This is a genomic window from Microbacterium azadirachtae (assembly GCF_000956505.1).
In the GTDB taxonomy this organism is placed as follows: domain Bacteria; phylum Actinomycetota; class Actinomycetes; order Actinomycetales; family Microbacteriaceae; genus Microbacterium; species Microbacterium azadirachtae_A.
In genome coordinates this window covers 42,242-65,368 of the sequence record NZ_JYIX01000026.1, presented here as the reverse complement: position 1 = coordinate 65,368, position 23,127 = coordinate 42,242, and the positions used below count along the sequence as shown (strand labels likewise).

The following is a 23,127-nucleotide window of genomic DNA, read 5'->3' as shown; positions in this document are numbered from 1 at the left end:
CGGGCGGAGACTCAGAACGTGTAGTCGACGAGCACCGGGGTGTGATCGCTCCACCGCTCGGCATAGGTCGCGGCGCGGGCGACGCGGTAGTTCGTCGCACGGGCGGCGAGCGGCGCCGAGGCGAGGTGGTAGTCGATGCGCCAGCCGGAGTCGTTGTCGAAAGCCTGGCCGCGCATGGTCCACCAGGTGTACGGGCCCGCGACCTCGCCGGCCGCGACGCGTCCCACGTCAACCCAGCCGAGGCCCTTGCCGTCGCCCTCCGCGGCGTAGGGGCGGGTGTCGCTGAGCTGCCCGACCATTCCCCGGCCGATGCCCTCCTGCCCCACGGCCGGCTCGCCGGCGGCGCCGAGGAAGCGGTCGAAGTAGGCCCGCTCGCGAGCCAGATAGCCGGACTTCTTGACGTTGCCCTTCCAGTTCAGGATGTCGAGGGGCCGGTGACCCACGTTGAGGTCGCCCGTGACGAGGGCGAGGGCGCCGTCGGCGCCCAGCTCGCCCATGCGCGTGGTCATCGCGTCGAGGAACTTCCACTTCTCGTCCTGCTTCGGAGTGTCGGCCTCGCCGCTGTGCACGTAGGCGCTGACGACCGTGAGCGGCGAGCCGCCGAGCGAGAAGTCGGCCTCGAGCCAGCGCCCCTTCGAGTCGAAGTCCTCGGCGCCCAACGTCGTCCGGGAGGCGAGGGCGGGCTCGCGGCTCAGCACCGCGACGCCCGCGCGGCCCTTGGCCGTGGCCTCGTCGTGCAGGATCGACCAGCCGGGGAACGCCGCCTCGAGGTGCTCGTCCTGCGCGCGCACCTCTTGCAGGGTGAGCACATCGACGCCGGCGTCGTCGAGCCAGCCGTGCATTCCGTTGCGGACCGCGGCGCGGATCCCGTTGACGTTGACCGTGGCGATACGCAGGTGGGGCATGGCTCCCAGCCTAACGAGCGCCCCCGACATCGTCGTTCCGGCGCGGAGCCCGCTCCCGCCGCGGACCTTCGAGCAGCAGGCCGAGCATGCCCTCCTCGTCCTCTGCGGGAGCGGCGGCCGCCTCGTCCGCGAGCGCGTCGCCCCATTCCTCGCGGGCCTCGCGCACCGCGCGCGCCGTCGCGCGCCGACGCCACCACGATGCGGTCTCGTGCTCCTTCTCCGCGCGGCGCAGCCGCACCTCCGCGGCGAGCACGAGGGCTGCCAGCTCCGCGCGGTGCGCGGCGTCCTCGTCGACCGCCTGCAGCGGCTGATCCCTGTCCTCGGCGGTCAGCGCGATCCAGGCCGCGGCGACCAGGATCACGACCGCCACCCAGCGGCACCACAGCAGCATCGCGATGATCACCGCGAACGTGGCGAGCAGAGGATTGTTGGGGGAGTGCGCGAGCAGCAGGCCGGCGCCCAGCTGCAGCACCACGACGGCTCCGCCGCCGAGCATCGACCCGGGCAGGATCGTGCTCCAGGCGAGCCGCGTGCCGGTGAGGAACCGTACGAGCAGCGCGATCGCCGCGGAGTCGATCGCGAACATCACCACGACCGAGCCCAGCCGCGTCACCACATCGAAGGCCGTGGTGCCGAGGTGCCAGCCGAACAGGTCGAACACCTGCCGCAGTGCCCAGACGCCGACGAAGCCGAGGACGGACCCTGCCAGCAGCGCGAGTCCGAAGCCCGCCCCTGCGAGCCCGTCGCGCACCTTCAGCAGCACGAAGCTGCGGTTGTCGTAGGGGAGCCCGAAGATGTCGCGCACCGCGCGCCGGGTGAAGGTCACGGCGGTGATGCCGGTCCAGGCGACGACGCCGGCGGCGACGATGCCGGTGATGCTCAGCACGTTCGTGGCCTCCGCGGCGAAGCCCTGCACGGCGTCGGGATGCACGAGCCCGTTCTCGCCGATGATGCCGTGGATGTAGCTGTTCGCGATCGCCGTCACCAGGGCGATCGCCTGGTCGCTGCCGCCGAGCCAGAGTCCCGCCGAGGCGAACGCCAAGTAGAGGAGCCCGAACACCGCGAACAGGCCCTGGTAGCTCATCCCCGCGGAGAGCAGGAAGCCGTTGCGCTGCAGGAACCGCCGCCACACCCGGATCGGGAAGGCCTGCATCGTGCGCCGGGTGATCGCCGCGGCCCGCTCGATGGGCGCCTCGAAGCGTGCGCGCAGCTCCGGCTCCGAATCCACCACGATCTCACCCTAGCGAGTGCTCAGGGCCGCCCGTCGCGGGTGGGAGACGCGGAGAGGCGCCACCCGCAGGGGGTGGCGCCTCTCCGGAGGTGCGGAAGGGATCCTGTTACGGTCGACCGCGCAGGACGGCCTGCTTCACTTCGGCGATCGCCTTGGTGACCTCGATGCCGCGGGGGCACGCCTCGGTGCAGTTGAAGGTCGTGCGGCAGCGCCAGACGCCCTCCTTGTCGTTGAGGATGTCGAGGCGCACGTCGGCGGCGTCGTCGCGCGAGTCGAAGATGAAGCGGTGCGCGTTCACGATCGCGGCGGGGCCGAAGTACTGCCCGTCGGTCCAGAACACGGGGCACGACGAGGTGCACGCGGCGCACAGGATGCACTTGGTGGTGTCGTCGAAGACCGCGCGGTCGGCGATCGACTGCACGCGCTCCTTGCCCTTCTCCGGCTCGCTCGTGGTCAGCAGGAACGGCTTCACCTCGCGGAACGCGGCGAAGAACGGATCCATGTCGACGACGAGGTCCTTCTCGAGCGGCAGGCCCTTGATCGCCTCGACGTAGATCGGCTTGGAGATGTCCAGGTCCTTGATCAGCGTCTTGCAGGCGAGGCGGTTGCGGCCGTTGATGCGCATCGCATCGGATCCGCAGATGCCGTGCGCGCAGGAGCGGCGGAACGTGAGGGATCCGTCGACCTCCCACTTGATCTTGTGCAGCGCGTCGAGCACGCGGTCGGTCGCGTACAGCTCCACGTCGTAGTCGACCCAGTGCGGCTCGCTGTCGACCTCGGGGTCGAAGCGGCGGATGTTGAACGTGACGAGGAAGGACTGCACGCCCGAGTCTTCGACGACGGCCTCAGAGACGACTTCCTCAACGACGGCGGCGGACATCAGTACTTCCTCTCCATCGGCGGGTAGTTCAACTCGCCCTGCTCGTTCTTCGTGAACACGACCGGCTTCCAGTCGAGCTTGATGTGGTCGCTCGGCGTCGACGAGTGCGGGTCGCCGGTCAGGTACGCCATCGTGTGCTGCATGTAGTTCTCGTCGTCGCGCTTCGGGAAGTCGTCGCGCATGTGGCCGCCACGGCTCTCCTCGCGGTTCTGCGCGGCGTAGACGACGACCTCGGCGATGTCGAGGAGGAAGCCCAGCTCGACAGCCTCGAGCAGATCGGTGTTGAACCGGCTGCCCTTGTCGTCGACGTGCACGTTCTTGTAGCGCTCGCGGAGCTCAGCGATCACGCCCAGCACGTGCTGGAGGGACTCGTGCGTGCGGAAGACCTGCGCGCCCTTGTCCATCTCCTCCTGCAGCTTCTTGCGCAGCACGGCGATGCGCTCGGTGCCCGCGTTGTTCCGCAGCCCCTCGAGCATCTCCTTGACCGCGGTCTCCGGCGACTCGGGGAGGGGCAGGAACTCGGCCGTCTTGACGTACTCAACGGCGTTGCGACCGCTGCGCTTGCCGAACACGTTGATGTCCAGGAGCGAGTTCGTGCCGAGGCGGTTGGCGCCGTGCACCGAGACGCAGGCGCACTCGCCCGCGGCGTACAGGCCTGGCACCACGGTGTCGTTGTCGGCGAGCACCTCGCCGCTGTTGTTGGTCGGGATGCCGCCCATGGCGTAGTGCGCGGTGGGCATCACGGGGACCGGCTCGACGACGGGGTCGACACCGAGGTAGGTGCGCGCGAACTCCGTGATGTCGGGGAGCTTGGTCTCCAGGACCTCGGCGCCGAGGTGCGTGCAGTCCAGCAGCACGTAGTCCTTGTGCGGGCCCGCTCCACGGCCCTCCGCGACCTCCTGCACCATGCAGCGGGCGACGATGTCGCGCGGTGCGAGGTCCTTGATCGTGGGGGCGTAGCGCTCCATGAAGCGCTCGCCGGAGGCGTTTCGCAGGATCGCGCCCTCACCGCGTGCGCCCTCGGTGAGCAGGATGCCGAGACCGGCGAGGCCGGTCGGGTGGAACTGGAAGAACTCGAGGTCCTCCAGCGGCAGGCCCTTGCGCCACACGATCCCGACGCCGTCTCCGGTGAGGGTGTGCGCGTTCGAGGTGGTCTTGAAGATCTTGCCGAAGCCGCCGGTCGCGAAGATCACGGCCTTGGCGTGGAAGACGTGCAGCTCGCCCGTGGACAGGTCGTAGGCGACCACGCCGGCGATGCCGGTCTTGCCCGCCTCGTCCTTCACCGTGATGAGGTCGAGCACGTAGAACTCGTTGAAGAAGTTGATGCCGAGCTTCACGCAGTTCTGGAACAGCGTCTGCAGGATCATGTGACCGGTGCGGTCCGCCGCGTAGCACGCACGGCGGACGGGCGTCTTGCCGTGCTCGGCCGTGTGCCCGCCGAAGCGGCGCTGGTCGATCTTGCCCTCGGGCGTGCGGTTGAACGGAAGGCCCATGTTCTCGAGGTCGATGACCGCGTCGATGGCCTCCTTGGCGAGGATCTCCGCCGCGTCCTGGTCGACGAGGTAGTCGCCGCCCTTGACGGTGTCGAAGGTGTGCCACTCCCAGCTGTCCTCCTCGACGTTCGCGAGCGCCGCGGCCATGCCGCCCTGCGCCGCGCCCGTGTGGGAGCGGGTGGGGTAGAGCTTCGAGATCACCGCGGTCTTCGCGCCAGGGCCGGCCTCGATCGCCGCACGCATGCCGGCGCCGCCGGCGCCGACGATCACGATGTCGAACTGATGGTGGTGCACGCCGTTCTTGACGACGGAATCCTGGGTCTCAGTGGTCACTGGTTCTGCCTATTCTCTGAGCTTTTTCGCCGCTGCCGCGGGGGAGCTTGTCTCGCCGCCGATCGCCGGGCTATTTGCCCAGCGCCTTGCAGGTGTCCCACATGGCGCCGCTCTCGAACACGCCGTTGCAGGGGTCGAAGGTGAACACGACCAGGGTGCCGAGCAGGACGAGCAGCGCGGTGGCCAGGCCGAGCACGACCAGGAGGGTCTTGCGGATACCCGTGTGGCCGACGTAGTCGTTGACGACCGTGCGCATGCCGTTGGCGCCGTGGATGAGCGCCAGCCACAGCATCAGCACGTCCCACCACTGCCAGAACGGCGTCGCGTACTTGCCGGCGACGAACGCGAAGTCCAGGGCGTGGATGCCCTCGCCGAGCATGAGGTTGACGAACAGGTGGCCGAAGATCAGCACGACGAGCACGACGCCCGACACGCGCATGTAGATCCAGCCCCACTTCTCGATGTTGAAGCCCTTGTTGCGGCGCGGAGCCGCCATGTGCTGCGTGGTGAAGACGTCAGCGGCCATCAGCTCGCACCTCCCACGTGCGAGAACACGTTGATCAGGTGGCGCGGTGCGAAACTGGCCATCAGCACCAGCCACAGGCCGATGACGATCCAGAACATCTGCCGCTGGTACTGGGCGCCCTTGGACCACACGTCGACCAGGATGATCCGCAGGCCGTTGAGCGCGTGGAACACGATCGCGGCGACGAGCACCGTCTCGCCCAGCCCCATGATCGGGTTCTTGTACGTGCCGAGAACGGCGTCGTACGCCTCCGGCGAGACCCGGATGAGCGACGTGTCGAGCACGTGCACCAGGAGGAAGAAGAAGATGGAGATTCCGGTGATGCGATGCAGAACCCAGGACCACATGCCTTCGCGACCCCGGTAGAGGGTGCCGCGCGGCGTCTTGGACGTGGTTTCCGCAATCGAAGGTGTCAAGCGAGTGCTTGCGGACACAGTCGTCCTCCCTGATCGATAGCGAAGGATCGCGGCGCGCAGGCGTCCGATCCCCCTCATCCTATTCCTGTCAGCTGGCTGGGAGCGACGAAGGCGACCCTTAGCGCGATGCGCTTCTGCGATCGGAACCATGCACGATTGCGATCGTGCGCGCGGGCTCCGAGGAGTCGCTCGGGGGCGCTCGCTACGCTGGTGACCATGCGCGAGCCGATCTCCGACTTCTACGCCGTCATCCCCGCCGGGGGCATCGGGAGCCGGCTGTGGCCGCTGTCCCGCGCGGATGCGCCGAAGTTCCTGCACGACCTGACCGGCTCTGGACAGTCGCTGCTGCGCGACACCTGGGATCGGATCGAACCACTCGCCGGTCACGACCGGATCGCCGTTGTGACGGGCCGCGCGCACCGGGCCGCCGTCGAGGCGCAGCTTCCCGGCATCCCCGACAGGAACGTCTTCCTGGAGTCGGAGCCGCGCGAGTCGGCCGCGGCGATCGGGCTCGCCGCGGCGATCCTGCACCGGCGCGAACCGGACGTGATCATCGGATCCTTCAGCGCCGATCACGTCATCCGCAGCACGCGCAAGTTCGAGTTCGCCGTGCGCGACGCCGTCGAGGTCGCGCGGCAGGGGTTCATCGTCACGATCGGGATCACCCCGACCGAGCCCGCGGTCGGCTTCGGCTACATCAAGCAGGGCGAGGAGCTCGACGTGGACGGCGTGCGCGAGGCGTCGCTCGTCGAGCGGTTCGTGGAGAAGCCGGATCTGGCCACCGCGAAGACGTACTACGAGGACCGCAGCTACCTCTGGAACGCGGGCATGTTCATCAGCCGCGCCGACGTGCTGCTGGCGGAGCTCGAGCGGCACCAGCCCGCGCTGCACGCGGGGCTCCTCGAGCTCGCCGAGGCGTGGGACGATCGCGATCGCCGCGGAGCGGTCGTCGACCGGGTGTGGCCGGCGCTCCCGAAGATCGCGATCGACTACGCCGTCGCCGAGCCGGCGGCCGAGGGCGGCCGGCTGGCCGTCGTGCCCGGCCATTTCGACTGGGACGACGTGGGGGACTTCGCCTCGCTCACCAAGCTCATCCTCAACGGGCGCAAGAACGACCTGGCCGTGCTCGGTCCCTCGGCGCGCGTGCTGTCGGACGCGGCGAGCGGGATCCTGGTCAGCCAGACCTCCCGGGTGATCAGCCTGGTCGGGGTGCAGGACATCGTCGTGGTGGACACCCCTGATGCGCTGCTCGTGACCACCATCGAGCACGCGCAGCGGGTGAAGGGCGTCGTCGAGTCGCTCAAGCTCAACGGCCGCGGCGACGTGCTCTGACGCGTCGGCGGTTCATCAGCAGATGCGCACGACTCTGCACGAAAGCAGGGATGGTCAGAGTGATCTGCTCATATGAGCACGGACGAGCGCATGTGATCTCATGTTTGTAACCATTGACTCCAGCGACACGGACGAGGATGCCCGATCCCCGTCATAGTCGGTAACTTTCAAGTGACCCGCGATGGCCGCGGGCTCGTGTTCTGGAGGCCCGAGTGACCATCTCCCTCACCAAGAAGCTGATCGGCGCGACCGTCGCGGCCGGTGTCATCGTCGCCCTCGCAGGTTGCGGTTCCGCTCCTGCCCCGGCGAGCTCGAGCGCGGCGAAGCCCGCCGACGCCAACTTCAAGCCCTGCCTCGTCTCCGACAGCGGCGGGTTCAACGACAAGTCCTTCAACGAGTCGGCCAAGAACGGCATCGAGAAGGCCGGCAAGGACCTCGGGGTCAAGCCGATCACGGTCGAGTCCAAGGCGGACGGCGACTACAAGCCGAACATCGACTCCCTCATCGCGGGAAAGTGCACGCTGATCATCGGTGTGGGCTTCAAGCTGGACCAGGCGATCGCTGACGCGGCCATCGCCAACCCGAAGCTCAACTTCGGCATCATCGACTCGATGGCCGACCCCAAGAACACCGGAAAGCCGGCGGCGCCGAACATCAAGCCGCTGCTGTTCGACACCGCTCAGGCGGCCTACCTCGGCGGCTACGCCGCAGCGGCCTGGTCGGCGCAGTCCGGCGCGAACAAGGTCGGCACCTTCGGCGGCATGAAGATCCCGCCCGTGACGATCTTCATGGACGGCTACGTCGACGGCGTCAAGAAGTACAACGAGGACAAGGGCGCGAACGTCGCCGTCGTCGGCTGGGACAAGGACAAGCAGGACGGCTCGTTCACCGGCGCGTTCCAGGCGAACGACGTCGCCAAGCAGACCGCGAACTCGGTGCTGGACCAGGGCGTCGACCCGATCCTCCCCGTCGGCGGCCCGATCTACCTCTCCGCGAGCGCGGCGATCAAGGACGGCGGCAAGAAGACGGTCATGCTCGGCGTCGACTCCGACCTCGCCGTGGCCGACCCGTCGGTCGCCGACCAGATCCTGGTCTCGATCATGAAGCGGATCGACGACGCCGTGTACAGCACGGTCACCGAGACGGCGAAGGGCTCCTTCGACCCGACGGCGTACGTCGGCACCCTGGAGAACAACGGCGTGGGCCTGTCGTCCTTCCACGACTTCGAGAGCAAGCTCCCGAAGGGCCTGACCGACGAGCTGAAGGCGCTGCAGGACAAGATCATCAAGGGTGACATCAAGGTCACCTCGCCCAGCTCCCCGAAGTAATCCCCCTTCGACGCGGGACGTTCCGGTCCGCCGCCGCAGCCTGATGGCTCGACGGGCGGGTCGGGCGTCCCGCGCTCTTCTTTGAGACACGCCTTCCCGGATAGGGTCACCACTATGAAGCTCGAGCTCCGCGGCATCACCAAACGCTTCGGATCCCTTGTCGCCAACGACCACATCGACGTGGTCGTCGAGGGCGGCGAGATCCACGCCCTGCTGGGCGAGAACGGGGCCGGCAAATCGACCCTGATGAACGTCCTCTACGGCCTGTACCAGGCCGATGAGGGCGAGATCCTGCTCGACGGCGTGCCGCAGCACTTCCGCGGCCCCGGCGACGCGATGGCGGCCGGCATCGGCATGGTGCACCAGCACTTCATGCTCATCCCGGTGTTCACCGTCGCCGAGAACGTGATGCTCGGGCACGAGCAGTCCAAGGCGCTCGGCGTGCTGGACATCGCGGCCGCCCGCGAGCACGTGCGACAGGTCGCCTCCCGGTTCGGCTTCGAGGTCGACCCGGACGCGATCGTCGGCGACCTCCCGGTCGGCGTGCAGCAGCGCGTGGAGATCATCAAGGCGCTGAGCCGCGACGCGAAGGTGCTCGTCTTCGACGAGCCGACCGCTGTGCTCACGCCGCAGGAGACCGACGAGCTCATGGAGATCATGAAGCAGCTGCGCGATGAGGGCACCGCCATCGTGTTCATCACGCACAAGCTGCGCGAGGTGCGCGCGATCGCCGACAAGATCACCGTGATCCGGCTCGGCAGGGTGGTCGGCGAGGCCGACCCCAAGTCCTCGAACACCGAGCTCGCATCGATGATGGTGGGACGCGCGGTCGAGCTCACCGTGCACAAGGATCCGCCGAAGATCGGCGAGGGCGGCCTGCGCGTGAAGGATCTGCGCGTGATCGCCCCGGACGGCGTCGTCGTCGTCGACGACGTGAGCTTCGAGGTGCACCCCGGCGAGGTGCTCGCGATCGCGGGCGTGCAGGGCAACGGGCAGACCGAGCTCGCCGAGGCGATCATCGGACTCGGCACCAGGGTGACCGGATCCATCTCGCTGAACGGCGTCGAGCTGGTCGGCCGCAACGTGCACCAGGTGCTCGACGCCGGCGTCGGGTTCGTGCCGGAGGACCGCAACGAGGACGGCCTGGTCGGCGCGTTCTCCGTGGCCGAGAACCTCATCCTCGACCGCTCGGACGACCCGGCGTTCAGCCGCTTCGGGACGATCCTGCGCGGCGTGCTCGACGACTTCGCGAAGAAGCGGATCTCCGAGTTCGACATCCGCACCCAGGGGCCTGGCCAGGCGGCCGGCTCGCTGTCCGGCGGAAACCAGCAGAAGGTCGTGATCGCGCGCGAGCTCAACCGCGACCTCAAGCTGCTGCTGGCATCGCAGCCGACTCGCGGCGTGGATGTCGGATCCATCGAGTTCATCCACAAGCGCATCGTCGCCACCCGCGATTCCGGAATCCCTGTGGTCGTGGTGTCGACCGAGCTCGACGAGGTCACCGCCCTGGCCGACCGCATCGCGGTCATGTATCGCGGACGCGTCGTCGGGATCGTCCCCGGAGACACCCCGCGCGATGTGCTCGGCCTGATGATGGCCGGCGAGAACCCGACGGAGGCTGCCGCATGAGCACCGCGACCGAACCTCAGACGCCGGCGCCCGAGCCGCCGATGACCCGAAACATCCAGGAGGTGCCGGTCTCGAACCGCGTGCTCCGGGAGATCCTGCGCGGCAGCGCGGTCACCACGGTGCTCGCGATCGTGCTGGCCCTTGTCGTCGGCGGTGTGCTGATCGCCATCACCAGCCCCGATGTGCAGGCCTCGGCCGGGTACTTCTTCGCACGCCCCGGGGACACCCTGGGGGCGGCGTGGACGGTCGTGGCGGGCGCCTACACGGCCCTGTTCAACGGATCCGTCATCGACTTCAGCGCCACCGACTTCTGGTCCGCGGTCAAGCCTCTGGGCAGCACGATCGCGTTCGCGGCGCCGCTCATCGCCGCCGGACTCGGCATCGCCGTCGCGTTCCGGGTCGGTCTGTTCAACATCGGCGCGCGCGGCCAGATGCTCATCGCCTGTGCGGCCGCGGCCCTGGTCACGTTCCAGCTGAACCTGCCGCCGATCATCCAGATCCCGCTGACGCTCATCATCGGCATCGCCGCCGGCGCGCTCTGGGGCGGACTCGTGGGGCTGCTCAAGGCGCGCACCGGCGCCCACGAGGTCATCCTCACGATCATGCTCAACTACGTCGCGTTCTACCTGGTGACGTGGCTGGTGCAGGTGCCGCAGCTGCTGCAGCGGCCGGGGCAGATCCAGCCGATCTCGCGGCCGACGCCGGCGAACGCGGTGCTGCCCAAGCTCCCCGGCCTCGACCTGATCGACTGGGGCTTCCCGATCGTCATCGTCGCGACGCTGTTCGTGTGGTGGCTCGTCGAGCGTTCGAGCCTCGGCTTCCGGATGCGGGCAGTGGGGGAGAACCCCAGCGCCGCACGGGCCGCGGGCATCAGCGTCCCGCGCGTGTACATCTACGCCATGCTGTTCTCCGGCGGGCTCGCGGGCCTGGCCGGCATGTTCCAGATCCAGAGCACGATCACGGGCGGCTTCGACGGCGGCATCGACGCCGGCATCGGCTTCACCGCGATCACGGTGGCCCTGCTCGGTCGCAGCCGCGCCTGGGGCACCTTCTGGGCGGGCCTGCTGTTCGGCGCGCTCAAAGCCGGATCGTTCCCGATGCAGGCGCTGCAGTCGATCCCGGTCGACATCGTGCTGGTGGTGCAGTCGCTCATCGTGCTGTTCATCGCCGCGCCCCCGCTGATCCGCACCATCTTCTTCCTGCCCAAGGACGACTCGGAGCGCTCGCAGCGCGCCAAGGCGCGGATCGCGCGACGGGCTTCGAAGAACTCCGATTCCTCCGACACGAAGGCGGCGGCCGCATGAGCACCTCCCTCACCTCGGCGCCTGCCCTCGACGCGCCGACCGTCGTCAAGGTCCGCTCGCTGAAGACGCCGATCACGCTGCTCGCGATCGTCGCGCTCCTCGGCCTGCTGTTCCTGTTCGCGCCCCGCTACGGCACCACGACCTTCCGCCTGTCCGAGGCGAGTGCGGCGATCCGCCTGGGCGACATCCCGGTGCCCGCGGGCCCTGTGCTCTGGATCGCCTGGACGCTCGCGCTCGTCCTCGGCGCGCTCGCCCTGGTCAGCGCGCTGCAGTACCGCAAGATCGCGCTCTGGCTGCCGATCATCTACGCGCTGCTGGCGATGACCGCGTTCCTCACCTGGGCCGGCGCCGGCGCCGCCGGGGCGATCACCCTGACCGGCCTGCTCGGCGGATCCATCTCGCTCGCGGTGCCGCTCGTGTTCGGCGCCCTCGCCGGCGTGATCGGCGAGCGCGCGGGCGTCGTGAACGTCGCGATCGAGGGCCAGTTCCTGCTGGGCGCCTTCACCGCGACGATCCTCGGATCCCTCACGCACAATCCGTTCGTCGGCCTCATCGGCGCGATGTTCGGCGGCATCCTCATCTCGCTCGTGCTGGGCGCCTTCGCGATCAAGTACCTGGTCGACCAGGTGATCGTCGGCGTCGTGCTCAACGTCTTCGCCTCTGGTCTGACCGGATTCCTCTACCAGGGCGTGCTCGCCCCGAACGCGCAGACGCTGAACAGCCCGACCCGGTTCTCGCTCATCAAGATCCCGATCCTCGGCGACATCCCGGTGATCGGCCCCGCGCTGTTCAACCAGACCTTCCTCGTCTACCTGATGTACGTCGTGGTGGCGCTCGTCGCGTGGGCGATGTACCGCACCCGCTGGGGGCTGCGCGTGCGCGCGGTCGGCGAGCACCCGCACGCCGCCGACACGGTCGGCATCAAGGTCAACCCGACGCGGTTCTGGAACCTGCAGCTCGCGGGCGCCATCGCCGGCATCGGCGGCGCCTACTTCACGCTGGTCTCGGTGCCGCAGTTCACCAAGGACATGACCGCCGGCCTCGGCTTCATCGCGCTGGCCGCAGTGATCTTCGGCCGGTGGGATCCGGTGCGCGCGGCCCTCGCCGCCCTGCTGTTCGGCTTTGCGACGAACCTGCAGAACCTGCTCACGGTGCTGCGCACGCCGATCCCCGGCGAGTTCATGCTGATGCTGCCGTACGTCGTGACGATCCTCGCCGTGGTCGGCTTCGTCGGCCAGATCAAGGCGCCGGCGGCCGACGGCAAGCCGTACATCAAGTCCTAGGGGGACGATCATGGACATCGACTGGGACGAGCTCCGCCGCGTCGCCGACGAGGCCCAGCAGAAGGCCTACGCGCCCTACTCGCACTACCGGGTGGGCGCCGCGGCGCTCGTCGACGACGGCCGGATCGTGTCCGGCTGCAACGTGGAGAACGCCTCCTACGGCGTCACGCTGTGCGCCGAGTGCGCGATGGTCGGCGACCTGTTCATGTCGGGAGGCGGGCGTCTCGTCGCGTTCCTCTGCGTGAACGGCGAGGGCGAGACGATCATGCCCTGCGGCCGCTGCCGTCAGCTGCTGTTCGAGCACTCCGCACCGGGGATGCTGCTCGAGACCGTGTCCGGGATCAGGACCATCGACGAAGTGCTGCCCGACGCGTTCGGGCCGAGCGCCCTTCGACGGGCTCAGGGACCGAATGGAGAAGGACGTTGAGTGTTGAGCCTTTCGATGCCGTCGACGTGATCCGCGCCAAGCGCGACGGCGGGACCGTGCCGGAGCCCGCGCTGCGCTGGATGGTCGACGCCTACACGCGCGGCTACGTCACGGATCCGCAGATGGCCTCGTTCGCGATGGCCGTGTTCCAGCGCGGCATGCAGCGCGACGAGATCCGCGTGCTCACCGACGCGATGATCGCGTCGGGAGAGCGGATGAGCTTCGCCGCCCTGGGCAAGAAGACCGTCGACAAGCACTCCACCGGCGGCGTGGGGGACAAGATCACGCTGCCGCTCGCGCCGCTCGTCGCCTGCTTCGGCGTGGCTGTCCCGCAGCTGAGCGGGCGCGGCCTCGGCCACACCGGCGGCACGCTGGACAAGCTCGAGGCGATCCCCGGCTGGCGCGCCGCGCTCAGCAACGAGGAGATGTTCGCGCAGCTGCAGGGCGATGTCGGCGCGGTGATCTGCGCGGCAGGATCCGGTCTCGCCCCCGCCGACAAGAAGCTCTACGCGCTGCGCGACGTCACCGGCACGGTCGAGGCGATCCCGCTGATCGCCTCGAGCATCATGTCCAAGAAGATCGCCGAGGGCACCGACGCGCTCGTGCTGGACGTGAAGTTCGGATCCGGCGCCTTCATGCAGGACATCGACCGCGCCCGCGAGCTCGCCCGCACGATGGTGGCGCTCGGCACCGACTCCGGCGTGCACACCACCGCGCTGCTCACCGACATGAATGTTCCGCTCGGACTCGCGATCGGCAACGCGAACGAGGTGCGCGAATCGGTCGAGGTGCTCGCCGGGGGCGGCCCGGCCGACATCCGCGAGCTCACCCTCGCCCTCGCCCGCGAGATGCTGGCGCTCAGCGGCCAGCCCGACGCGGACGTGGAGCGGGCGCTCGACGATGGCCGCGCGATGGATTCGTGGAAGGCCATGATCCGCGCTCAGGACGGCGACCCGGATGCGGCGCTGCCGACCGCGCGCGAGACGCACACCGTGACCGCCCCCTCGGATGGATTCGTGACCCGCATGGACGCGCTGCCGTTCGGCATCGGCGCCTGGCGCCTCGGTGCGGGCCGCGCCAGGGCCGAGGACGCGGTGGTGTTCGCCGCGGGCATCGACCTGCACGTGAAGCCCGGCGACGCCGTGCGCGCGGGGGATCCGGTGTTCACGCTCTCGGCCGACGACGCGGCGCGGTTCGACCGGGCCTTGGACGCGGTCGACGGCGCGTGGGAGATCGGCGCGGAGCACATCGAGCGCGCGCCCCTCGTGCGCGAGCGCATCACGGCCTAGGCTGATTCCGGGCGCGGCGTCCGCGCGGCGCCCTGTCCGGTTCCTCTCGGAACATCCCTGACGATTCCCATCGATCGACCGCTGAGGAAGGATCTGTCATGCCCATCGACGCGAACGGCGACCTGGAGGTCGAGGGCCTGTCCCTCCGGAGCCTTCCCAAAGTCTCGCTGCACGATCACCTCGACGGCGGGGTGCGTCCCGCCACGATCATCGAGCTCGCCGATGCGGCGGGGATCGAACTGCCGCACACGGACCCGACGGCGCTGGCGATGTGGTTCCGCACGCAGGCCGCGGCCGGATCCCTGGTCGACTACCTGAAGACGTTCGACGTGTCGCTCTCCGTCATGCAGAGCGCCGAGAACCTGCGCCGCATCTCGCGCGAGTTCGTCGAGGACCTGGTGCGCGACGGCGTCGTGTACGGCGAGGTGCGCTGGGCGCCGGAGCTGCACCTGACGACCGGGCTCAGCCTGCAGCAGGCGGTCGACGCCGTGCAGGACGGCATCGACGAGGCGGAGGACGCGGCGGAGAGCCGGGGCAAGAGCATCCGGGTGGGACAGCTGCTCTCCGCGATGCGGCAGACCGACCGGGTGCGCGAGATCGCCGAGCTCGCGGTGGCCAACCGCGATCGCGGCGTGGTCGGCTTCGACACCGCAGGTCCAGAGGCGGGCTACCCGTCCTCGCGCTACCGGGAGACCTTCGAGTACCTGGCGGGGCAGATGTTCCCCACGACCGTGCACGCGGGCGAGGCCGCGGGACCGGACTCGATCCGCTCCGCCCTGGTCGACGGCCGCGCACTGCGCCTCGGTCACGGCGTGCGCATCGCCGAGGATCTGGAGATCGTCAACCGGGAGGGCGAGGAGGTGCAGGTCCGCTTCGGCGATCTGGCGCGCTGGGTGCGCGACCGGGAGATCCCGCTCGAGCTCTCGCCGTCGTCGAACCTGCAGACCGGCGCGATCGCCGCCTGGGGCACCGAGTTCGGCGACCACCCGTTCGACCTGCTGTACCAGCTCGGCTTCGCGGTGACCGTGAACGTCGACAACCGCACGATGAGCGCGACCTCGCTGACCCGCGAGATGGCGCTGCTCGTGGACGCCTTCGGCTACGACCTGGAGGACCTGGAGTCCTTCCAGTTCAATGCCGCCGCCGGCGCCTTCCTCCCCGTCGAGGAGCGCGAGGAGCTCGTCGAGCTCATCGCAGAGGGCTTCGATGAGTGAAGCCCCCGCTGAGGGGCGCGTCGCGATCGTCGGCGCGGTGTCGTGGAACACGATCGTGCTGCTGGACAGACTGCCCGAACCGACGCCGCACATGCAGTTCGCCGAGGCGGACTGGCAGACCGTCGGAGGCACGAGCGCGGGCAAGGCGCTGAGCCTGCGAGGCCTCGGCCGCGCGGTGTCGCTGCGCGCGAGGGTCGGCCCGGATCCGGCGGGAGTGCGGATCCGTGACGCGCTCGGCCGCGCGGGAGTGCCCCTGCTCGGGCTGCGCGAGGCCACCTCCTCGGAGCGTCATCTGAACCTCATGACGGGCGCCGGCGAGCGGGTATCGCTCTTCCTGTCGTCGCCCGAGCTCGCGCCGCGGTGGCAGGAGTTCGTCGGCGACGAGCCCCCGCTCGCGGGCGCCGCCGCGATCGTGCTCGACCTCTCCGCCGAGGGGCTCGCCGCGATCGAGGAGGCGCAGGCGACCGGAGCTCCGATCTGGGTCGACCTGCACGACTACGACGGCGCCGCGGCGTTCCACCGGCCCTTCCTCGAGGCGGCCGACGTCCTCTTCTGCAACGCCGACCGCCTGCCGGATCCCGAGGCGTTCCTGCGCGCACGCATCGATGCGGGCGCCCAGCTCGCTGTCTGCACGCTCGGCGCCGAGGGCGCGATCGCGGTCGACCGCGATCGCGTGCTGCATCGCGTGGCGGCGGTACCGGTCGAGGTCGTCGACACCAACGGCGCCGGAGACGCCTTCTTCGCCGGAGTGCTCGACGCGACGCTCGCGGGCGACGCCGTGGACGACGCCCTCGCGGCGGGCGCCACGGCCGCTGCCGCGGCCCTGCGCTCACGGCATCTGCATCCGCTGCTCGACGATGTCCTCGGCTGACCCTGCGGGCGGCACGCCGGACGCCGAGGCCGGCGTCCGGCGCCCGGCCAGCGCCTGGCCGCCCCTGCTGCTCGCGATCGTGCTGGAGGTCAGCGCCACGCTGAGTCTGCGCGCGGTGTCGACGGGCGGATCCTGGTGGTGGCTGTGCGTGGTCGTGCTCGGGTACGGCGGGTCGTTCTGGCTGCTCGGGCTCGTCCTCACCCGCGGGATGCCGGTGGGCGTCGCCTACGGCATCTGGTCGGCGATCGGCGTGGCGCTCACGGCGCTCGCGGCCGCGGCGCTGTTCGCGGAGGCGCTGAGCCCGCTCTCCCTCGTCGGTCTCGGCGTCATCATCGCGGGCGTCCTGCTCGCGGAGCTCGGCACCCGGCACGCCCGCGGCGGATCGGGGAGCGCGTCATGACCTGGCTGCTGCTGCTCGGAGCGATCGTCTCCGAGGTGACCGCGACGCTGAGCCTGCGCGCATCAGAGGGCTTCCGGCGCCGGCGCCACATCCCCGCCATCGTGCTCGGCTATCTCGCCTCCTACGTCCTGCTGGGGACGGTGCTGGCGCTGGGCATGCCGGTCGGCATCGCGTACGCGGTCTGGGCCGCGCTCGGCGTCGCCGCCACCGCCGTCCTCGGGCGGGTGCTGTTCCGCGACCGCATCTCGGTCATGACGGCGATCGGCCTCGCCGTCATCGTCGGCGGCGTGATCCTGGTGGAAGCCGGCACGCACTGACGCGGTGGCCCGCGCTGAGGGCGGCGTAGAGTGCGAGGCATGGCCATCCGCATGGACAACGTCGGCATCGCCGTCCACGACCTCGAGGCGACCATCGCCTTCTTCACCGACCTGGGGCTCGCCCTGCTGGGCCGCGACACCGTCTCGGGGGAGTGGACCGACACGGCCGTCGGACTGGACGGCAACCACGCGCGGATCGCCGTGCTGCAGACGCCGGACGGACACGGGCGCGTGGAGCTGTTCGAGTACATCCATCCCGAGGCGATCGAGACGGCACCGACCCTCCCGAACGAGATCGGCATGCACCGGATCGCGTTCGCCGTCGACGACATCGACGAGTCCCTGGCGATCGCCGCCCGCCACGGGTGCTTCCCGCTGCGGGGCGTCGCGAACTATCAGGACGTCTACAAGCTCACCTACCTCCGCGGACCCAGCGGCATCCTGGTGATGCTCGCCCAGGAGCTGCAGAAGCCCTGACGGCGCAGGCTCCGCGGTCGGGGTTCGCCAGTCAGCCGGCGTGCACGACGTCAGGGTGCGTGCGCAGGTACTCCTCGAACGCCTCCGCCGAGGTGAGCCGCGGCGTGTAGCCGAACTCCTCCTTCAGCCGGTCGTTGCGCAGCACGGGCCGGTAGCGCAGGAAGCGGATCTTCTCGGGTCCGTGATCGGTCAGGCGCAGGGCGCTGCCGATCGCGAGGGCGATCGCGAGCAGCGGTGCGGGGATCGTCAGCAGCGGTTTGCGCAGCCGCCGGGCGATCTGCGGCACGGTCAGCGCCCCGTCGCCCGCCACGTTGTAGATCCCGGCGGGGCCCTCGCCCAGCGCGGCGCGCACCATCGCCGCGGCGACGTCGTCCACCCAGACGAACACGAAGGGGGAATCGGATCCGGCGATGTGCAGGATCCGCTTCGCGTCCCACAGCGCCGTGATCTGATTGCGCACCGTGGGGCCCAGGATCGTGCCGATCCGGAAGATCACCTGCTCCAGGGCCGGGTGCGTGGTGCGCGCGGCGGCGAGCATCTCCTCGACCATGCGCTTGTGCCGCGAGTACGGGAACTCGTCGTTGCCGCGGAGCGCATCCGTCTCGTCGATCCAGTCCGGATTGTCGGCGTGGTAGCCGTACGCGGCGCCGGAGCTGGAGACGACGAGGCGGCGCACGCCGGCCTCCACGCAGGCCGCCAGCACGTTGGACGAGCCCTGCACATCGACGCGGAACTCTCCCTGCACGTCGCGGCCCGGATTCACGATCGCGGCCAGGTGCACGACCGTGTCGACGCGGTGATGGCGCAGCAGCTCCGGCAGTCCGCGCGGGTCCGTGACGTCCACCTCGACCGAGACGACGCCTGGCACCTCCGAATCGCGGAGATCGCCGGAGAGGACGACGTCGACGCCGGGATGATCGGACAGGAGACCGGTGACCCTGCTGCCGAGGAAGCCGGCGCCGCCGGTGACCATGACGCGTCTCATCGATCTCCTGCCCTGACGGCTCGGCGGGAGGCATCGCCGGTGCGCGAACCGGTGCGGCGCGTGGTGTGCATGCCCCAGAGCGTAGCGACACACAGCCCCGCGACGATGTCCCACACGCCCCACCAGCCGGCGACGACCGCCATGCCGCCGAGTCCGCCGAAGAACGTGAACACCAGGCCGAGCCCGAGGCCGGCGTTGCGGATGCCGACCTCGAACGTCATCGCCTTGCGCTCCCTGGTGCCGAGTCCGCCGAGGACAGCGGTGCCGTATCCGATCGCGAGCGAGACCGCATCGTGGATCGCGACCACGAGCAGCACGGATCCGATCACGCCGAGGAAGACGGCCCAGTTGCCCGCGAGCGCTCCGACGATGAAGCCCACGAGGGCGATCAGGCCGAACCAGCGCACGAACGGCTGCACGCGCGTCGCCAGGCGCGGCAGGCGGGCGCGCAGCAGCAGGCCGAGGGCGAACGGCAGGCCGATGATCAGCAGGATCTCCAGCAGCATCTGCCACGGGTTCACGGCGACCCGGTGCAGCAGGTGCCTGGCCGTGGGGTGCAGGGATCCCCAGAACGCGATGCTCAGCGGCATCGCGACGATGTAGAGCAGGTTGCCGACCGCCGTCATGGAGACGGACAGCGCGGTGTTGCCGCCCGAGCGGTGGGTCAGGACCTGGGAGATGTTGCCGGGCGGGCAGCACGCGACCAGGATCATGCCGAGCGCCATGGACGGCGTCACCGGCAGGATCATGGTGAGGCCGAAGGTGACGGCCGGAAGCACCAGCAGCTGCGCGAGGATCGCGACGACGAAGGGCTTGGGATGCGTGAGCACGACCCGGAAGTCCTTCGGCGAGGTGTCCAGCGCGATCCCGAGCATGATGAGCCCGAGGACGACGTTGAGGATCGTCAGCGTGCCCGGTGCGAAGTGCACCACGACGTCGTCGACGTTCATGCGCCCCCGCGCCCCGCTCCGGCCGGTGCCGTGCGCTCGGAGAGGGCCGCCTTCTCGGTGCGCACCGCGCGCCGGTAGGCGTCCTTGTTGACGTAGTACGACATGCGCGCGAGGCCCAGGTAGCGGTACCCGCCGGTGAGGTCGGGCCATGACCGCGTCGTCACCCTGTCGCGGAAGAGCGCGGCGCGGGCCGGATCCGCGTTCTCGGCGGCGAGGTAGGCGGCGATCAGCTCCGCCTGCTCGTAGCGGCCCTGCCAGCCGATCCCGCTCGCCTCGATCATCCCCATCATGTACAGGCCGTTGAACGACGGCGGGAAGACGTTAAGGAACAGCCGCGGTGAGGCGCCCGTCCAGTTCAGGTGCTCCCGGTCGACGAAGGGGTAGTCCAGGGCGTAGCCGGTCGCGAGCAGGATGAGGTCGTAGTCGCCCGAGGTGCCGTCGCGGAAGCGCACCGTGGAGCCGTCGAAGCGCTCGACGTCGGCCCGGATCCGCAGATCGCCCTGACCGAGGTGGTTCAGTACGAGGGTGTTCACGATCGGGTGCGACTCGTAGATGCGGTAGTCGGGCTTGGGGAAGCCGAAGCGCACCGGGTCGCCGGTGAACGCGCGCAGCACGCGCGAGTCGATCGCCTGTTTGATCCGCGCGGGCAGCGGCCTGCCCTGGTTGAGGGTGTCGCTCGGCCGGCCGAAAAGGTAGCGCGGCACGAAGTAGTAGCCGCGGCGCACGCTCATGTCCACGCTCGCGGCGTGGTGCACGGCGTCCACCGCGATGTCGCAGCCGGAGTTGCCGGCGCCGATGATGAGCACGCGCCGGCCCGCGAGCTGCGCGGGATCCTTGTACGCGCTGGTGTGCATGATCTCGCCGGCGAACTCTCCGGGGAACGCCGGGACGTTCGGCTCGGCGAGCGTGCCGTTGGCGAGGATCACGCCGTCGTGACGCTCGGTGATGGTTGCGTCCGCGCCGTCTTCGCCGTTCGCCGTGGCACGCAGGATCCACCCGCTGTCGTCGTGCTCGCCGTCGCGCTCCAGACGATCCACCCTGGTGCCGAATCGGAAGCGCTCGCGCAGCCCGAACTCGTCCGCGTAGTCGTCGAAGTAGCGCTTGAGCACGCGGTGACCCGGGTAGTCGACGTCGCTGTCCATCGGGAACTCGGTGAACTCGGTCGTGGTGCGCGAGGAGATCAGGTGCGCGGAGGAGTACATCGTGCTGCGCGGATTCGTGATGTCCCACAGTCCGCCGACGTCGTGCGAGGCCTCGTAACCGGTGGCCTCGATCCCCGCCTTCCGCAGTGCGCGCATGACAGCGAGTCCGGAGGGGCCGGCGCCGATCACGGCATATGACTTCGTCGTCATGCTCTCCTCATCCGGGCGCGGCTCGGGGTCTCCGCGCGCAGTGCCCCGATCCTATCCTTCCGCTGAGAGCGCAGGCGAGTGCGGCTTCGCGGACGGGGCAGGCCGAGTTCAGCGGCGCTTGTCGAGCCTGGCGTCGAGGCCGTTGCGGACCGCGGGCCACTCGTGGGGGAGGATCGAGTACACCACGGTGTCGCGGAAGGCGCCGTCGGGTCCGATGCGGTCGTTGCGCAGGATCCCGTCCAGCTTCGCCCCGAGCCGCTCGATCGCGGTGCGGGACTGCCGGTTGTGGAAATGCGTGCAGAACTGCACCCTGATCGCGTCGCACTGTTCGAAGGCGTGTCCCAGCAGCAGGCGCTTGGCGGACGGGTTCACGGCCGTGCCGTGTACCTCGGGCGACAGCCAGGTGTAGCCGATCTCGACGGTGCGGTTGGCCTGGTCGATGTCGCAGAACGTCGTCATCCCGACCGCGCGGCCGGTGTCGAGTCGCACGATCGCGAACGGGTTCATGGCGCCCGCATCATGCAGCGCACGGCGTCGCGCGATCTCCGCGGGCACCCCCTCGGCGGACGGCACCGACGTGTACCAGCGGTCCTCGAGCCCGGCGGTCGCGAGGGCGAGGTCTTCGGCGTGGGCGAGGGCGAGCGGCTCCAGCCGCACGAAGTCGTTCTCGAGGGTGACGGGTGCCGCGAAATCCATGGTCCGAGCGTATCGGGGCCGTGGAGCCCTTCCCGCCACGGCCGCCGGTTCGGGGTTCCCCACCGAGGTTTTGGGGCGCGCTCTGACGTTTTGGGGCGCGCCACGCCAGGAAATCCGTGCCGAACGCGCCCCAAAACGTGAGGCTGCGCCCCGAAACGGGGACGCCCACCCCGGCGAAGCCCTGCACAGATCGCGTCGTGGGCGAGTTCTCCACGCATTCCGCACGCGCCCGGGGGAGACGCGGACCCGCGCCTCAGGATGGGGCGATGACCCTCCTCATCCCCGCGGTGCATCACGTCGCAGAGCTCGGACGCATCCGCCGCACGAAGACGGGCGACCGTGTGGCGGACGACGGCCGGGATCTGGAGCGGATCCGGCCCGGCGTCTACGCGCATCGGCAAGACTGGGCCGCTGCGTCGACCGAAGGGCGGGTCATCGCCCGTGCGCATGCGCTCGGGCTGATCGCGGACGACGCCGTGTTCTCGCACGAGACCGCCGCCGCGCTGCACGGGCTTCCGCTGTTCCGCCCCGATCGCACGCGCGTGCATCTCACGGTGTCGCACGCGCGTCCCGGATCCGCGGTCGGGACGATCCGGCATCGCGGATTCGTGCCCGAGGAGGAGATCGTCGAGATCCGCGGACTGCGTTGCACGACGCTCGAACGCACGGTCGCGGACGTGGTTCGCACGGCGGGCTTCGAGAGCGCCGTGGTGGTGGCGGACGCGGCGCTGCGAGCGCGCTGCGTGCCGGGGCCTGGATCCTACGACGAGGATGAGGCGGGAGCGTTCCTCGACGCCGTCCACGGCATCGCGCACCGATTCGCGCACGGGCGGCACCGTGCGGACCGGGTGCTGGCGTTCGCCGACGGCAGGGCGCAGCTTCCCGGAGAGAGCATCAGCCGGATCCGACTCGTCGAGCTCGGATTCCGGAGCATCCGGCTTCAGGTCGAAGTGCCAGGGCCCCACGGTTCGTACTTCGTGGACTTCGCGCTCGATGATCCCGCGGCGCTGGCCTTCGGGGAATTCGACGGCGCGGTCAAGTACGCCGATGCGGGGATGCTCGCGGGGCGAAGCGGCGCAGACGTACTCGACGAGGAGAAGCAGCGCGAGGACTGGATCCGAGGCGCCACGCAGCGCAGGCTCGCGCGGTGGGGCTGGAGGCACCTCGAGACAGCCCCCGTGCTGGGACGGCGTCTCGCTGCGTTCGGCATCCGGCCCGCCTGAACCAGGGGCGTGGTCGGCCGGTGTGGGGCGAGTCGGATCGTTTTGGGGCGTGCGGCTCCGTTTTGGGGCGCACCGTGCCCCGATTTCGGTGTGCAACGCGCCCCAAAACGGGGATACACGCCCCAAACGGAGTCAGGGCCGTGGAGGAACGCTCGCGACGTGCCGCCGGATCCGGGACCAGGTCCGCCCGAGCCGAGGCAAGGGCGACCGGTTTGGGGCGCGATTCTCCGGTTCGGGGCGCGTCTGGCCCGGAAAACACGGTGGGA

The 23,127-nt window shown here is 69.7% G+C and carries 23 protein-coding genes; 13 read left to right on the top strand and 10 right to left on the bottom strand.

The annotated features are described in order from the left end of the window. Positions 1–11: 11 nt before the first annotated feature. The 6 genes from RS86_RS03630 to sdhC all read right to left on the bottom strand — a co-directional run bounded on the left by RS86_RS03630 (position 12) and on the right by sdhC (position 5,802). Positions 12–905, bottom strand: a complete 894-nt coding sequence (locus RS86_RS03630) for an exodeoxyribonuclease III (RefSeq protein WP_200892742.1) — start codon at positions 903–905, stop codon at positions 12–14. Between the two features lie 10 nt (positions 906–915). After that, positions 916–2,136: a YihY/virulence factor BrkB family protein gene (locus RS86_RS03625; protein WP_235281579.1), complete on the bottom strand. Its 1,221-nt coding sequence runs from the start codon at positions 2,134–2,136 to the stop codon at positions 916–918. Between the two features lie 106 nt (positions 2,137–2,242). After that, positions 2,243–3,016 (bottom strand): succinate dehydrogenase iron-sulfur subunit, encoded by a 774-nt coding sequence (locus RS86_RS03620; protein ID WP_045270858.1) that lies wholly within the window; start codon positions 3,014–3,016, stop codon positions 2,243–2,245. Then, positions 3,016–4,842: a succinate dehydrogenase flavoprotein subunit gene (gene sdhA / locus RS86_RS03615; RefSeq protein WP_045270857.1), complete on the bottom strand. Its 1,827-nt coding sequence runs from the start codon at positions 4,840–4,842 to the stop codon at positions 3,016–3,018. Before sdhA ends, RS86_RS03620 begins: the two co-directional genes overlap by 1 nt. A gap of 70 nt (positions 4,843–4,912) precedes the next feature. Continuing rightward, a complete protein-coding gene (locus tag RS86_RS03610) occupies positions 4,913–5,368 on the bottom strand; it encodes a succinate dehydrogenase hydrophobic membrane anchor subunit (protein WP_045270856.1) in 456 nt (151 codons plus the stop codon). Further along, on the bottom strand, positions 5,368–5,802 hold the full coding sequence (gene sdhC / locus RS86_RS03605) for a succinate dehydrogenase, cytochrome b556 subunit (RefSeq protein WP_235281577.1): 435 nt from the start codon (positions 5,800–5,802) through the stop codon (positions 5,368–5,370). The genes RS86_RS03610 and sdhC overlap by 1 nt, the downstream gene beginning before the upstream one ends. A gap of 198 nt (positions 5,803–6,000) precedes the next feature. Between sdhC and RS86_RS03600 the strand changes: the two genes are divergently transcribed. The 12 genes from RS86_RS03600 (at position 6,001) to RS86_RS03545 (ending at position 17,655) form a co-directional block, all read left to right on the top strand. Then, a complete protein-coding gene (locus RS86_RS03600) occupies positions 6,001–7,116 on the top strand; it encodes a mannose-1-phosphate guanylyltransferase (RefSeq protein ID WP_045270854.1) in 1,116 nt (371 codons plus the stop codon). Positions 7,117–7,328: 212 nt separating this feature from the next. Further along, complete coding sequence (locus RS86_RS03595; protein ID WP_045270853.1) at positions 7,329–8,444, top strand: BMP family lipoprotein; 1,116 nt, start codon at positions 7,329–7,331, stop codon at positions 8,442–8,444. A gap of 114 nt (positions 8,445–8,558) precedes the next feature. Continuing rightward, complete coding sequence (locus RS86_RS03590) at positions 8,559–10,073, top strand: ABC transporter ATP-binding protein (RefSeq protein ID WP_045270852.1); 1,515 nt, start codon at positions 8,559–8,561, stop codon at positions 10,071–10,073. Then, positions 10,070–11,377, top strand: coding sequence for an ABC transporter permease (locus RS86_RS03585; protein WP_045270851.1), 1,308 nt, complete (start codon positions 10,070–10,072; stop codon positions 11,375–11,377). Before RS86_RS03590 ends, RS86_RS03585 begins: the two co-directional genes overlap by 4 nt. Further along, positions 11,374–12,660, top strand: a complete 1,287-nt coding sequence (locus RS86_RS03580) for an ABC transporter permease (RefSeq protein ID WP_045270850.1) — start codon at positions 11,374–11,376, stop codon at positions 12,658–12,660. Before RS86_RS03585 ends, RS86_RS03580 begins: the two co-directional genes overlap by 4 nt. A 7-nt stretch (positions 12,661–12,667) precedes the next feature. Further along, positions 12,668–13,087, top strand: a complete 420-nt coding sequence (locus RS86_RS03575; protein ID WP_045270849.1) for a cytidine deaminase — start codon at positions 12,668–12,670, stop codon at positions 13,085–13,087. Beyond that, positions 13,084–14,376 (top strand): thymidine phosphorylase, encoded by a 1,293-nt coding sequence (locus RS86_RS03570; protein WP_045270848.1) that lies wholly within the window; start codon positions 13,084–13,086, stop codon positions 14,374–14,376. The genes RS86_RS03575 and RS86_RS03570 overlap by 4 nt, the downstream gene beginning before the upstream one ends. A 98-nt stretch (positions 14,377–14,474) precedes the next feature. Then, positions 14,475–15,590, top strand: a complete 1,116-nt coding sequence (locus RS86_RS03565; protein ID WP_045270847.1) for an adenosine deaminase — start codon at positions 14,475–14,477, stop codon at positions 15,588–15,590. After that, the gene (locus RS86_RS03560; protein ID WP_045270846.1) at positions 15,583–16,461 is read left to right on the top strand and encodes a carbohydrate kinase family protein; all 879 of its coding nucleotides are present in this window, start codon (positions 15,583–15,585) and stop codon (positions 16,459–16,461) included. Before RS86_RS03565 ends, RS86_RS03560 begins: the two co-directional genes overlap by 8 nt. Continuing rightward, positions 16,448–16,861, top strand: a complete 414-nt coding sequence (locus tag RS86_RS03555) for a DMT family transporter (protein WP_082076534.1) — start codon at positions 16,448–16,450, stop codon at positions 16,859–16,861. The genes RS86_RS03560 and RS86_RS03555 overlap by 14 nt, the downstream gene beginning before the upstream one ends. Next, entirely contained in the window at positions 16,858–17,178 is a 321-nt protein-coding gene (locus tag RS86_RS03550) for a DMT family transporter (protein WP_045270845.1), read from the top strand. The genes RS86_RS03555 and RS86_RS03550 overlap by 4 nt, the downstream gene beginning before the upstream one ends. Before the next feature lie 39 nt (positions 17,179–17,217). Then, complete coding sequence (locus RS86_RS03545) at positions 17,218–17,655, top strand: VOC family protein (RefSeq protein ID WP_045270844.1); 438 nt, start codon at positions 17,218–17,220, stop codon at positions 17,653–17,655. 31 nt (positions 17,656–17,686) lie between these two features. Here the strand turns inward: RS86_RS03545 and RS86_RS03540 are convergent, their stop codons facing one another. From RS86_RS03540 to RS86_RS03525, 4 genes are all read right to left on the bottom strand, one after another. After that, on the bottom strand, positions 17,687–18,640 hold the full coding sequence (locus tag RS86_RS03540; protein ID WP_045270843.1) for an SDR family oxidoreductase: 954 nt from the start codon (positions 18,638–18,640) through the stop codon (positions 17,687–17,689). Then, positions 18,637–19,590 carry a bile acid:sodium symporter family protein gene (locus RS86_RS03535; RefSeq protein WP_045270842.1) on the bottom strand — a complete coding sequence of 318 codons (954 nt, stop codon included), beginning with the start codon at positions 19,588–19,590 and terminating at the stop codon, positions 18,637–18,639. Before RS86_RS03535 ends, RS86_RS03540 begins: the two co-directional genes overlap by 4 nt. Then, positions 19,587–20,942: a flavin-containing monooxygenase gene (locus RS86_RS03530; protein WP_045270841.1), complete on the bottom strand. Its 1,356-nt coding sequence runs from the start codon at positions 20,940–20,942 to the stop codon at positions 19,587–19,589. The genes RS86_RS03535 and RS86_RS03530 overlap by 4 nt, the downstream gene beginning before the upstream one ends. A 108-nt stretch (positions 20,943–21,050) precedes the next feature. Then, complete coding sequence (locus tag RS86_RS03525; RefSeq protein ID WP_045270840.1) at positions 21,051–21,638, bottom strand: GNAT family N-acetyltransferase; 588 nt, start codon at positions 21,636–21,638, stop codon at positions 21,051–21,053. 266 nt (positions 21,639–21,904) lie between these two features. On the opposite strand from RS86_RS03525, the gene RS86_RS03520 reads away from it, so the two are divergent. Next, positions 21,905–22,861 (top strand): hypothetical protein, encoded by a 957-nt coding sequence (locus RS86_RS03520; RefSeq protein WP_052680047.1) that lies wholly within the window; start codon positions 21,905–21,907, stop codon positions 22,859–22,861. Positions 22,862–23,127 lie beyond the last annotated feature (266 nt).

Bases quoted from the DNA above. Each gene is read 5' to 3' on its own strand.
- RS86_RS03565 (WP_045270847.1), top strand. From the start codon at position 14,475: ATGCCCATCGACGCGAACGGCGACCTGGAGGTCGAGGGCCTGTCCCTC.
- RS86_RS03540 (WP_045270843.1), bottom strand. From the start codon at position 18,640: ATGAGACGCGTCATGGTCACCGGCGGCGCCGGCTTCCTCGGCAGCAGG.
- RS86_RS03525 (WP_045270840.1), bottom strand. From the start codon at position 21,638: ATGGATTTCGCGGCACCCGTCACCCTCGAGAACGACTTCGTGCGGCTG.
- RS86_RS03580 (WP_045270850.1), top strand. From the start codon at position 11,374: ATGAGCACCTCCCTCACCTCGGCGCCTGCCCTCGACGCGCCGACCGTC.
- RS86_RS03520 (WP_052680047.1), top strand. From the start codon at position 21,905: ATGACCCTCCTCATCCCCGCGGTGCATCACGTCGCAGAGCTCGGACGC.
- RS86_RS03630 (WP_200892742.1), bottom strand. From the start codon at position 905: ATGCCCCACCTGCGTATCGCCACGGTCAACGTCAACGGGATCCGCGCC.
- RS86_RS03555 (WP_082076534.1), top strand. From the start codon at position 16,448: ATGTCCTCGGCTGACCCTGCGGGCGGCACGCCGGACGCCGAGGCCGGC.
- RS86_RS03600 (WP_045270854.1), top strand. From the start codon at position 6,001: ATGCGCGAGCCGATCTCCGACTTCTACGCCGTCATCCCCGCCGGGGGC.
- RS86_RS03590 (WP_045270852.1), top strand. From the start codon at position 8,559: ATGAAGCTCGAGCTCCGCGGCATCACCAAACGCTTCGGATCCCTTGTC.
- RS86_RS03560 (WP_045270846.1), top strand. From the start codon at position 15,583: ATGAGTGAAGCCCCCGCTGAGGGGCGCGTCGCGATCGTCGGCGCGGTG.
- RS86_RS03535 (WP_045270842.1), bottom strand. From the start codon at position 19,590: ATGAACGTCGACGACGTCGTGGTGCACTTCGCACCGGGCACGCTGACG.
- RS86_RS03620 (WP_045270858.1), bottom strand. From the start codon at position 3,016: ATGTCCGCCGCCGTCGTTGAGGAAGTCGTCTCTGAGGCCGTCGTCGAA.
- RS86_RS03545 (WP_045270844.1), top strand. From the start codon at position 17,218: ATGGCCATCCGCATGGACAACGTCGGCATCGCCGTCCACGACCTCGAG.
- RS86_RS03530 (WP_045270841.1), bottom strand. From the start codon at position 20,942: ATGACGACGAAGTCATATGCCGTGATCGGCGCCGGCCCCTCCGGACTC.
- RS86_RS03610 (WP_045270856.1), bottom strand. From the start codon at position 5,368: ATGGCCGCTGACGTCTTCACCACGCAGCACATGGCGGCTCCGCGCCGC.
- RS86_RS03550 (WP_045270845.1), top strand. From the start codon at position 16,858: ATGACCTGGCTGCTGCTGCTCGGAGCGATCGTCTCCGAGGTGACCGCG.
- RS86_RS03585 (WP_045270851.1), top strand. From the start codon at position 10,070: ATGAGCACCGCGACCGAACCTCAGACGCCGGCGCCCGAGCCGCCGATG.